The sequence below is a fragment of the Amycolatopsis ruanii genome (assembly GCF_003385175.1).
Lineage (GTDB): Bacteria > Actinomycetota > Actinomycetes > Mycobacteriales > Pseudonocardiaceae > Amycolatopsis_E > Amycolatopsis_E thermalba.
On sequence record NZ_PQHY01000038.1, the window covers coordinates 17,348 to 29,450 of the forward strand.

At 72.3% G+C, this 12,103-nt stretch carries 7 protein-coding genes; all 7 read left to right on the top strand.

Features of this window, described 5'->3' with window-relative positions:
* Positions 1-500: 500 nt before the first annotated feature.
* The 7 genes from D0D28_RS20565 to D0D28_RS20595 all read left to right on the top strand — a co-directional run bounded on the left by D0D28_RS20565 (position 501) and on the right by D0D28_RS20595 (position 12,094).
* Complete coding sequence (locus tag D0D28_RS20565; protein ID WP_116111658.1) at positions 501-1,817, top strand: nucleotide sugar dehydrogenase; 1,317 nt, start codon at positions 501-503, stop codon at positions 1,815-1,817.
* Entirely contained in the window at positions 1,807-2,985 is a 1,179-nt protein-coding gene (locus D0D28_RS20570) for a glycosyltransferase family 4 protein (RefSeq protein WP_116111659.1), read from the top strand. Before D0D28_RS20565 ends, D0D28_RS20570 begins: the two co-directional genes overlap by 11 nt.
* A gap of 154 nt (positions 2,986-3,139) precedes the next feature.
* Entirely contained in the window at positions 3,140-4,462 is a 1,323-nt protein-coding gene (locus tag D0D28_RS20575; protein ID WP_094003806.1) for an exopolysaccharide biosynthesis protein, read from the top strand.
* The gene (locus D0D28_RS20580) at positions 4,459-6,078 is read left to right on the top strand and encodes a Wzz/FepE/Etk N-terminal domain-containing protein (protein ID WP_116111660.1); all 1,620 of its coding nucleotides are present in this window, start codon (positions 4,459-4,461) and stop codon (positions 6,076-6,078) included. The genes D0D28_RS20575 and D0D28_RS20580 overlap by 4 nt, the downstream gene beginning before the upstream one ends.
* Before the next feature lie 2 nt (positions 6,079-6,080).
* Positions 6,081-7,982, top strand: a complete 1,902-nt coding sequence (gene asnB, locus D0D28_RS20585) for an asparagine synthase (glutamine-hydrolyzing) (RefSeq protein ID WP_116111661.1) — start codon at positions 6,081-6,083, stop codon at positions 7,980-7,982.
* A gap of 9 nt (positions 7,983-7,991) precedes the next feature.
* Complete coding sequence (locus D0D28_RS20590) at positions 7,992-10,157, top strand: bi-domain-containing oxidoreductase (protein WP_116111662.1); 2,166 nt, start codon at positions 7,992-7,994, stop codon at positions 10,155-10,157.
* Complete coding sequence (locus tag D0D28_RS20595) at positions 10,157-12,094, top strand: alginate lyase family protein (protein ID WP_116111663.1); 1,938 nt, start codon at positions 10,157-10,159, stop codon at positions 12,092-12,094. Before D0D28_RS20590 ends, D0D28_RS20595 begins: the two co-directional genes overlap by 1 nt.
* Positions 12,095-12,103: the final 9 nt, after the last annotated feature.

The window sequence follows — 12,103 nt, forward strand, 5'->3', positions numbered from 1 at the left end:
ACGTGGGCGACCCGCCCGCCAGGGGGAAGGCCGGGATGGGCGCCGGCATAGCCAAAGCGAGGGGATGTTCCGGCTGGTGAGGGCCGTCGGGGCCTCATCGGCGCCCGGGCACGGCACGTGGGCGACCCGCCCGCCAGAGGGGAGGCTGACGTGGCCAGAGAAAGGGGATGTTCGGGCAGGTGACGCTCGTCAGGGGGCCTCATCGGCACGCGGCGGCATCTGGGCGGCCTGTGACGCCGCGATCAGTCGCCGGTCCATTCCGGGGGCCGCTTGCGTTCTCGACACGGGGCGGGACACCAATGTGATCGCGCCCGCGGTGGGGACGCTGGCTTTCGATTCGGATACATACCGGATGTATGTAGAACGGGCGCCCGGGGCGGGGCGGTTTGTTCCCCGCGGAAACCCCACTACGTAAGCGGTTTTCCGGCCGTCCACCGCCGTAACGATCTCCGACCGTCCGCCGACCTCTGGGTCAAGCCGGTGGCGGCGGGAGGAATTCCATGAAGATCAGCGTCTTCGGGCTCGGCTACGTCGGATGCGTGTCGGCCGCGTGCCTCGCCGGTGAGGGGCACGACGTGATCGGGGTCGACATCAACCCCGTGAAAATCGACCTCATCCGCCAGGGAAAAGCACCAGTGGTCGAGGAACGCATCGGCGAACTCACCGCCGAAGTCGTGGCCCGCGGTGCGCTCCGAGCCACCACCGACGTCGCCGAGGCGATCGCGCACAGCGAGATCTCGCTGATCTGCGTCGGCACCCCGTCGGCCCCCAACGGCAGCCTGTCCACCGCCTTCCTGGAACGCGTGACCGAGGAGATCGGCGGCGCGCTCGCCGGCAAGACCGGTCGGCATACGGTCGTATTCCGCAGCACCATGCTGCCCGGCACCTGCCTCGACCTGCTGGTACCGATCCTGGAGAAGGCCTCGGGCCGCACCGCGGGCGTGCACTTCGGCGTCGCCGTCAACCCCGAGTTCCTCCGGGAAGGCAGCAGCGTCAAGGACTTCTTCGACCCGCCCAAAACCGTGATCGGCGAGCTGGACACCGCCAGCGGCGACGCCGTCGCCGAGCTGTACGAGGGCCTGCCCGGGGACGTCTTCCGCGTGCCGATCCCGGTCGCCGAGATGACCAAGTACGCCGACAACGCCTTCCACGGCCTCAAGATCGGCTTCGCCAACGAGCTGGGCGCCATCTGCCGCGCCCTCGGCCTCGACTCGCACCGCGTGATGGACGTGTTCCTCGCCGACCGCAAGCTCAACGTCAGCCCCGCCTACCTGCGCCCCGGCTTCGCCTTCGGCGGCTCGTGCCTGCCCAAGGACCTGCGCGGCCTGGTCTACGCCGCGCACCGCGCCGACGTGTCGGTGCCGCTGCTCGCGCACGTACTGCCGTCCAACGAGGAACACCTGCGACGCGCGTTCGACCTGGTCGCCCGCACCGGCAAGCGGCGGATCGGCCTGTTCGGACTGTCGTTCAAGCCGGGCACCGACGACCTGCGCGAGAGCCCGCTCGTCGAACTCGCCGAACGCCTGCTGGGCAAGGGTTACGACCTCAAGATCTACGACGCGAACGTGAGCCTGTCCCGGCTGATGGGCGCCAACCGCGAGTACATCGAAAGCCGCCTGCCGCACCTGGGCCAGCTGCTCGCCGGCTCCGTGGACGAGGTGCTCGGCCACGCCGAGGTGTGCCTGATCGGCAGCACCGACCCGGCCGTGCTCGCCGCGCTGTCGAAGGCCGGCGACCGCACGCTGATCGACCTCGTCCGCCTGCCCGACGCGGCCGTGCGCCGCACCGAAGAAGGATACGTCGGCCTTGCCTGGTAAAGCACTGATCCTCGTCGAGAACCTGTCCGTGCCCTTCGACCGGCGGGTCTGGCAGGAAAGCACCACCCTGCGCGACGCCGGGTGGGAGGTGCACGTCATCTGTCCACAAGGGACGAAACGGGACACCGAACCGGAGGTCGTCCTCGACGGCGTGCACATCCACCGCTACCCGCTGACCGCGGCGACCGGCGGGCCGGCCGGTTACCTGCGCGAGTACGGCTCCGCGCTGCGGCACACGTTCCGGCTGGCCCGCAAGATCGGCCCGGTCGACGTCGTGCACGCGTGCAACCCGCCCGACCTGCTCTTCCTCGTCGCCCGGATGCTCAAGCGGCGGGGCGCGAAGTTCGTCTTCGACCAGCACGACCTGGTGCCCGAGCTGTACCTGTCCCGCTTCGACCGCGGCAGGGACCTGCTCTACCGCGGCGTGTGCGCCCTGGAACGCGCCACTTTCCGGGCCGCCGACGTGGTGATCTCGACCAACGAGAGCTACCGCGACGTGGCCCTCACCCGCGGCGGCAAGCGGCCCGAGGACGTGTTCGTCGTCCGCAGCGCCCCGGTCGTGGACCGCTTCCACCGGGTTCCGCCGGAGCCGGACCTCAAGCGCGGCAAGCCGCACCTGCTCTGCTACCTGGGCGTGATGGGCCCGCAGGACGGGGTCGACTACGCCCTGCGCGCGCTCGCGAAACTACGCGACGACCTCGGCCGCACCGACTGGCACGCGGTGTTCGTCGGCTCCGGGGACGCGTTCGAGGCGATGGTCGCGCTGTCGAAAGACCTCCACCTGGACGACCGGGTCGAGTTCACCGGCCGCATCCCGGATGCGGACCTGGTGCGTTATCTGTCCACAGCGGACGTCTGCCTCGCGCCGGACCCGTCGAACCCGCTCAACGACATGTCCACCATGAACAAGATCATGGAGTACATGGCGATGAGCCGGCCGATCGTGTCGTTCGACCTGCGGGAGGCGCGGGTTTCCGCGGGCGATGCGGCCGTGTACGCACCGGCCAACGACGAACTCGAATTCGCCAAGCTCACCGCCCGCCTGCTGGACGACCCCGCCGAGCGGGTCCGCATGGGCGAACTCGGCGCCGCCCGCGTCGCCGGCCCGTTGTCCTGGACCAATTCCGCGCGGGCGCTGCTCGCCGCCTACTCAGCGACCGGTCGGTGAATTGCCGACCGGCACCCGGAAATCCTGGTCGGAAAAACGCCTGGTCGCATTTTGGGAAAGCCGGTAACCAATCCGGGAATCGCCGCGACCTGTTTGTGAAAGGCCATCCATCCCGGCGCCGTCGGCGTCCGTGGTTCGTTCGAGGGGGCCCGCATTGGGTGACGACACCGTCCGCCTGTCCACGATCGGGCGGATCCTGCGCAACCGGTGGCGCGTGCTCGTGGCGCTGGCGGTGCTCGGCGCCCTGGTGGGGGCCGGCGCCTCCATGCTGTTCTCCCCTGGTTACCGGACCACCACCAGCGTTCTGTTGCAGGGCTCGCGGGACGAGAGCGAACTCCTCACCGAGGCGCAGGTCGCCAGCAGCTCGGTCGTCCTCGACCGCGCCGCCCAGGCGCTGGGCTGGGGCGTGAGCGGCGAGGAGCTGCGCGGCACCGTGAAGGCCGGGGCGAACCAGGCCAACATCGTCCAGATCGCGGCCACCGCGAACACCCCGGAGAAGGCGCAGGCTCTCGCCGACGAAGTCGCCGCCGCCTACGTCGCCTACACCGCGCAGCTCTTCGGCGGCACCGCGGACGCGGCGAGCCAGGTGGCCCAGGAGCAGGCGAACGCGCTGCGCCGGCAGGTGCAGGAGACCAACGACCGCATCACCGACCTCGCGGGGTCGGTGCGCACCCTGTCGGTGGAAAGCGTCGACGTCCGCACGCAGCTGGAGCAGCTGCGCAACGACCTGGCCGACGCGATGCTCAAGCTGGACCAGACCGACGAGACGATCAGCCAGACCAAGACCATCGTGATGGGCCCCGCGCAGCGCCCGGTCAGCCCGGCGGCGCCGACGATGGCGCAGTTCGTCGGCGGCGGCGCGCTCGCGTTCTTCCTGCTCGGCGTGCTCGGTCACCTGATCGGCGCGCGGGCGGACCGCCGGTTACGGGACGAGAGCGAGATCGGCGCCGCGGTGGGCGGCCCGGTGCTGGGCAGTGTCGACGTGCCGGTCGAGCGCGGCGGGCACCTGCCGTCCGGCGCCCCGCGGCACCGCTGGTCGCGCTGGCTGGGCACCGACCGGCCGTGGAACGAACCCGACCTGCTGCCGTCCGTCGACCAGGCCAGCCGGGAGATCCGCTACCGGCGGGCGCTGTCCCGCCTGCACGACGAGCCGCTGGTGGTCCTGGTCGTCGCGGACGACGACCCGGCGGGGCGGGCCGCGGCCACGCAGCTGGCGGCGGCCGCGAGCGGACCGGAACTCCGCATCGTCGTGACCAGCGCCCGGCGGCCCACCGTGCCCACCGTCGACGACGCGTCCGGCGCCGTGGTGGTCCAGGGCACCGGCACCCGGACCGGGTGGGAGCTGGTGGCGCTGGCCACCGCGTGCACGGACGCCGGTCTGCGGGTGCTCGGCACGGTCGTCGCGCACCCGGTGCGGGCGTCCCGGCGGCCGGTCGATGAGCTGATCGAGAACGACGCATTGGCAGGTTCGGCATGACGACGACCGACCGTCCACCGGCGGCCCAGCCGCTCATCGACCTCCACCGCCTGCTCACCGCGATCCGCCGCCGTCGCCGCCTGTGGGTGTCGACCGCGGTCCTGGGCCTGCTCGCGGGTGCGGCGTTCGCGTTCCTGACGCCGCAGAAGCCGACCGCGGTGACCCAGCTGATCGTGCTGCACGCGGCCGACCAGCCCAACGACAGCAAGAGCCTGATCCAGACCGACGTCGCCGTGCTGGAGACGAGCCGGATCGCCGGTGCCGCGCTGACGGCGCTGAACTCGACGGCCTCGCCCGAGCAGTTCCTCACGACCTACAGCGGTGAGGGCGTCACGAACAACATCATGCAGGTGACGGTCACCGCGCCGACCTACCGCGACGCGCTCGCACGGGCGCAGGCGCTGGCCGACGCGTTCATCGCCGATCACCGGCAGCGGTTGCAGGCGGCCGCCGACGCCGAGGCGCAGGCGTTGCTCGACCAGCGCGACGATCTGCAGCGCGAGCTGAACCAGGTGGACGTGCAGATCGTCGAGGCGTCCGGCCGCAACAGCCGCGTCGGCCCCGCCGAGCTGCAGTCCCTGTACGCCCAGCGCGCGGACCTGGCCTCGCGCGTCTCCGACTTCACCGGACGGGCCAACGAGGCGCGGATCGGCGAGCCGCAGCTGGGTGCGGGCACCCAGATCGTCGACGGCCCGCGCGCGGTCGGGTCGTCCGTGCTCGCCTCGGCCGTGACCACCGGCGGGATCGGCGGCGGGTTCGGCCTGTTCGCCGGGCTCGCGCTGGCCGCGGTGCTCGGCGTGGTGCGGGACCGCCCGGTGCTGCGCCGCGACATCTCCACCGAGCTGGGCGCGTCGGTCATCGGTGAACTGCCGCAGCCGCGCCGGTTGCGGTACGCCCGGTCGGACGCGCAGCGGGCCCGGGTCGCGGCGACGGTCGCCCGTGCGGTGACCGCCGAGGGCGGTCCGGTGTCGGTGCTCGAGCTGGGTTGTCCCCGGGTGGCCGCCACGCTCGCCCTCGAAGTGGCGAAGTACCTGGCGAAGGACACGAAGGTCGTGCTCGTCGACGACCTCCCCCACCGCGACCTGACCGCGGTGGCGGGCAAGGCACCGGCGGTGCCGGTCGTGGACGGCAGCGAACGACTGGACGACGGGCTGCGCATCGGCGTGGGGTCCGTGTCGCCGGGGACGGCGTGGACCGATCTGCGCCGGCTGGGCGCGGAGACCGTGCTGGTGGTCCGCGCCGGCAAGGCCAGCACGCTCTGGCTGCACACCGTCGCGCGGCAGCTGGCCGATCTGGGCATCCCGGTCATCGGCATCGTGCTCGTCGCGCCGGATCCGCGGGACCGCACCGACGGCACGTTGTGGGACGGCCTGCACACCGCGTTGCGGGGCCGGGCCACCTTCGCCGAGGCACGACGGGTCAACGGCAGCGCGAACGTCGACGACCACCCCACGACCTGGTTCGCCCCGCTGCCCGCGGCCGCCGCCGGCGAGCGGACCGCGACGCTGCAGCCGGTGCACGCCGAGCTGCCGACCAAGGAATTCACCCCGGTCACGCCGGCCGAGAACACGGAGGCACATGTGAACGGCAAGCGGCCCCTCGATCGCGAAGGCTGACCATGTGCGGTGTCGCAGGAACCTTTCGCTGGCCCGACGGCGGCCCGCTGACCGACCGGCTGACCAAGCGCCTGTCCCACCGCGGTCCGGACGGCGAGGGCCGCTACGACCACGGTGACGTGCACCTCGGCCACCGCCGGCTGTCCATCATCGACCTGTCCGAGACGGGCGCGCAGCCGATGGTCTCCGGCGGCCTCGCGCTGACCTACAACGGCGAGCTCTACAACGCCCCCGAGCTGCGGGCCGAGCTGGTGAGCAAGGGCGTGCGGTTCCGCGGCACCTCCGACACCGAGGTCCTGCTGGAGGCGTGGCGGCGCTGGGGTGTGCAGTGCCTGCCCCGGCTGCGCGGCATGTTCGCGTTCGGGATCTTCGACGAGCGCACCGGGGAGCTGTTCCTGGCCCGCGACCAGCTGGGCATCAAGCCGCTGTTCTACGTGCGCCGCGGTGGGGGAATCGCGTTCTCCTCCGAGCTGAAGGCGCTGGCCGGGGAGATCGGCGGGCTGCACGTCGACGAGACCGCGCTGGTCGCGTCGCTGCTGTACTACTGGGTTCCGGACAGCCGGTGCGCGTTCCGCGAGGCGCACAAGCTGCCGCCGGGCACCTGGATGCGATGTCGCGCGGACGGACGCGTCGACACCGGCCGGTACTGGAACCTGCGGGACGTCGCCACCGAGGCGCAGCACGGCCCGCCCGCCGACCTCGCCGCGGTCGTCGAGGACTCCACGGGCAAGCACCTGCTCTCCGACGTGCCGGTGGCGACGTTCCTGTCCGGCGGCCTGGACTCCAGCTACCTGACCGCGCTGGCGGCCCAAGACTCGCCCGGCATCTCCGCCTACACCATCGGGTTCCGCGCCGAGGACGCGAAGTTCGAGGCCATGCCGGACGATCTGCGGTACGCGCGGATCGTGGCCGAACGGTTCGGCGTGGACCTGCACGAGATCGAGATCGCGCCGAACGTGCAGGACCTGCTGCCGCACCTGACCTACCACCTGGACGAGCCGATCGGCGATCCGGCCGCGATCAACAGCTACCTGATCTGCCTGGCCGCGCGCGAGGCGGGCGTCAAGGTGATGCTGTCCGGGATGGGCGCGGACGAGCTGTTCGCCGGTTACCGCAAGCACCTGGCGAACCTGATCGCGTTGCGGTACCAGAAGATCCCGGGCGGGGTGCGGCGGCCGATCGAGTCCCTTGTGGACCGTCTGCCGGTGGCCACGTCCCGGCGCGGGTTCCGGTCCGTGCGCTTCGCGAAGCGGTTCCTGTCCTTCGCCGAGCTGCCCGAGGAGACCGCGTTCCGGCGCAGCTACACGATGTACGACCGCGACGAGCTGGCCGGCCTGGTCGCCCCCGACCTGGCCGGAGCCGTGGACGACGTGCTCACCGAGCACGCCGACACCTACCACGACAACCTGCTCGACGACTTCGTCAACCGCATGTGCCTGGCCGACGCGCGGATGTTCCTGCCCGGCCTGAACCTGACCTACACCGACCGCGCCACGATGGCCGCCTCCACCGAGGTGCGCGTGCCGTTCGTGGACGTCGAGGTGGTCAAGGCCGCGTTCAGCCTGCCCGGCAACCGCAAGATCGCCGGGCGGCAGGGCAAGGCCGCGCTGAAGGAAGCCGCGCTGTCGATCCTGCCGAAGGAGATCGTCCACCGGCCGAAGGGCCTGTTCAGCGCCCCGCTGCGGGCGTGGATGAGCCGCGATCTGGCGCCGCTGGTGCGTGAGGTCGTGCACGACGGCGTTCTCGTGAACTCGGGTTTCCTGCGGCGTGATGCGTTGCAGCGGCTCGTCGACGAGGACGCCGCGGGGCGGGAGGACCGGTCCAAGCACCTCTGGCACGTGTTGACCCTGGAGTACTGGTACCGCGGCGCGACCGAAGCCGGTGCGGCCGAGCGAGCAGCGTGAGGAGCCCTGGTGAAGCAGGTCGTACAGAACTACAAGAGCGGCGAGCTGGCGCTGCTGGACGTCGAGACGCCGGCGGGCAAGCCGGGCGGCGTGCTCGTGCGGTCCGCGTTCTCGCTGATCTCCACCGGCACCGAGATGATGAAGGTGTCCGAGGCGAGCATGTCGATGCTGGGCAAGGCGCGGTCGCGGCCGGACCAGGTCGCGAAGGTCGTGCAGAGCGTCGCGACCAACGGCGTCGGCGCCACCTATCGCAAGGTGATGAACCGGCTCGACTCCTACACCCCGCTCGGCTACTCGCTGTGCGGCGTGGTCGAAGAGGTCGGCGCCGGGATCGATGACGTCACCGTCGGCGACTTGGTCGCCTGCGCCGGGAACGAGCACGCGCTGCACTCCGAGCTGAACTGGGTGCCGAAGAACCTCTACGTGCGCGTGCCGGCCGGGGTCGAGCCGCGGCACGCGTCGTTCGCGACCGTCGGCGCGATCGCCATGCAGGGCGTCCGGCGCGGCGAACCGCAGCTCGGCGACACGGCGCTGGTCACCGGGCTGGGCCTGATCGGGCAGCTGGTCGTGCAACTGCTGGCCGCGTCCGGGGTGCGGGTGGTCGGGGTGGATCCGGACCAGGAGCGGTGCGCGCTGGCCGAGCGGCTGGGCGCGTCCGTGTGCGGGCATCCCGGTTCCGGCGACGTGGCGATCGCCGTCGGTGAGCTGACCGGTGGGTACGGCGTCGACCAGGTGTACCTCGCGGCGGGCGGCAGCACGAACGAGCCGGTCGAGCTGGCCGCGAAGCTCGCCCGCGACCGCGGCCGGGTGATCGACATCGGCAAGTGCCGCCTCGACCTGCCGTGGAACGCCTACTACGAAAAGGAACTCGACGTCCGGTTCTCCCGCTCCTACGGCCCGGGCCGCTACGACCCGGAGTACGAACTGGACGGCCGCGACTACCCGATCGGTTACGTGCGCTGGACCGAGCGCCGCAACCTGGAATGCTTCCTCGACCTGATCGCGCGTGGCCGGGTGGACGTCGAACCGCTGGTCTCGCACGTCGCGGACTTCGCCACAGCGGTGGAGACCTACCGCAGGCTCAACGAGGGCGAGCTCAAGGCCGTCGCCGTGTTGTTCCGGTACCCGGGCGTGGACACCGGCGTCGCCGAACCGGAGCTGACCGCGCGGGTCCCGGCCTCGATTCGCACGTCCCGGCGGATGGGCAGGGTGCGGACCGCGTTCATCGGCGCGGGCAACTACGCGTCCTCGATGCTGCTGCCGCACCTGGCCGAGCGCGAGGACGTCGAGCTGCGCCGCGTGGTCACCACGTCGTCGCTGTCGGGCGCGAACGCCAAGCGCAAGTTCGGGTTCGCCGAGGCGTCCACCGATGTGGACGCCACACTGGCCGACCCGGGCATCGACGCGGTGTTCGTGGTGACCCGGCACAGCTCGCACGCCGAGCTGACCCGGCGCGCGCTGCTGGCCGGCAAGGCGGTGTTCGTCGAGAAGCCGCTGGCGCTCACCGAAGCCGAGCTGGGCAAGGTGCTGGGCGCGGTCGAGGAGTCCGGCAACGACCGGCTGCAGGTCGGGTTCAACCGCCGGTTCGCGCCGCTGCTGCACGAGGCGACGAGCCACTTCGGCAGGCGCATCGGCCCGGCGTCGGTGCGGTACCTGGTGAACGCGGGCCGCCTGGACCACGGCAGCTGGTACAGCCAGGCCGGCTCCGAGGGCACCCGGTTCGACGGCGAGGGCGGGCACTTCATCGACACGGTGAGCTGGCTGCTCGGCGCCGACCCGGTGTCGGTCTACGCCTGCGCCACGCCGGACCAGCAGGACCTGCAGATCCTGTTGCGCTACCCGGACGGCTCGACCGCGGCGATCAGCTACGCCACCAGCGGTCCGGCGAGCTTCCCCAAGGAGACGCTGGACGTCGTCGCCGACGGCAAGGTGCTGAAGTTCGACGACTTCGCCCGCGCCTCGGTGTACGCGCGCAAGCGCTGGACCAGTTCGCGCATCCCGAAGGGCCGCGACAAGGGCCAGCACGCCGAGCTGGACGCGTTCGTCACCGCGGTCACCTCGGGCGGCCCGATGCCGGTGCCGCTGGAGTCGCTGGTCGCGACCACGCTGGCCACGCTCGCGGTGCGGACCAGCCTGGCCACGGGCGCGCCGGTCCGGATCGGGACGTCGGCATGATGGACCCCGGCTGGTACCTGCGGCGGCTGTCGCGGATGGGCCCGCGCGAAGTCGCCGGGCGGGCCGCGGACGTGCGGAACCGGCGCAAGCTGCGGCGCGCGTTGCCGGAGGCGTCCACTCCCCTGCCCGGCCGCCGCTTCACCGCCGTGCTGCCCGAGGACGTGCGGGTGCCGCCGGACGCGCGGGCACGCGTGCTGGAGACCGCGGACCGGCTGTTGGACGGCCGAGCCGAGTACTTCGGGGTGCCGCGCGACGACCTGGTGAACCCGGACTGGTCGGCCGATCCGAAGACCGGGCGGCGGGCGCCTGCCGACACGTTCGCCTTCGACATCCCGTACCGGCACGAGGACGTCGTGGGCGACATCAAGCAGATCTGGGAGCCGTCGCGGCACCAGCACCTCACCGTGCTCGCCACGGCCTACGCGCTCACCGGTGACGACCGCTACGCCGAGCGGGTCGCCGACCACCTGAAGTCCTGGTGGGCGGCCAACGCGCCGATGACGAGCGTGCACTGGGTCAGCGGGATCGAGCTGGGCATCCGGCTGCTGTCCTGGGTGTGGGTGCGGCGGCTGCTGCACGGCTGGCCCGGCGCGGCCGGCCTGTTCGAGGACAACCCCGAGGCGCTGCACCAGATCTGGCACCACCAGCGGTGGCTGGCGACCTTCCCGAGCCGCGGTTCGTCGGCGAACAACCACGTCATCGCCGAGGCGCTCGGGCAGCTGGCCGCGTCCTGCGCGTTCCCGTGGTTCCCCGAGTCGGCCGGCTGGCGATCGGCCGCGCTGCGGTCGCTCGACGAGCACCTGGCCGCCAACACCTTCGGCTCCGGCCTGAACCGCGAGCTGGCCACCGAGTACCACGGCCTGGTCCTGGAGCTGGGCCTGGCCGCGGCGGCCGAGGCCGGGGCGGCCGTGCCGGACTCGCTGTGGCGCACGCTGCTGCGCATGACCGACGCGCTCGCGGCCGTCGTCGACGTCCGGCTGCACCCGCCGCGGCAGGGCGACGGCGACGACGGGCACGGGCTGGTCCTCGACGGCCGCGGCACCGACCGCTGGTCGTCGCTGCTGGCGACCGGGGACGCCCTGTTCGGGCGCCTGGACTGGTGGCCGAGCCCGCGCGGCGGCGACGTTCGCACGCCGCTGCTCGCCGCGCTCGCCGGCCGGTTCGAGGCGGCGGACCGGCCACGCACCCGGCCGGACCACTTCGCCGACGCCGGGCTGACGCTGCTGCGCACCCCGCCCGGCGACGGCCGCGGCGAGATCTGGTGCCGCTGCGACGGCGGCCCGCACGGGTTCCTGTCGATCGCCGCGCACGCGCACGCCGACGCGCTGTCGGTCGAGGTGCGGCACGACGGCGTGGACATCCTCGCCGACCCGGGCACCTACTGCTACCACGGCGAACCGGAGTGGCGCGCCTACTTCCGGTCCACGCTGGGCCACAACACGGTGCAGCTGGACGACACCGACCAGTCCACTTCGGGCGGCCCGTTCCTGTGGACCCGGCACGCGACGACCCGCGTGCTGGCCACGCCCGGCGCCGGCGTGCTGCGGTGGTCGGCCGAGCACGACGGCTACCGCCCGGCCGTGCACCGGCGCACCGTCGAACTCGACCCGGGCGCGCGTGAGCTGCGGATCACCGACGAGATCACCGCCGGCCGGCACCACCCGGCGCGGCTCGCGTTCCACCTGGGCCCCCGCGTCTCGGCCGAACTGACCGGGCACGCGGCCGTGCTGACCTGGACCTCCGGCGGCCGCGAGCAGGCCGCCGTCCTCGACCTGCCCGCCGGGCTCACCTGGACCGCGCACCACGGGCAGACCGCCCCGCCGCTCGGCTGGTACTCGCCCGGCTACGGCCGCCGCGAACCGGCCACGACCCTGATCGGCAGTGGACTGGCCGGGCGCGGTGGCGCGCTCACCACCCTGCTGCGCTTCGCCCACTAGCCGGAGGTG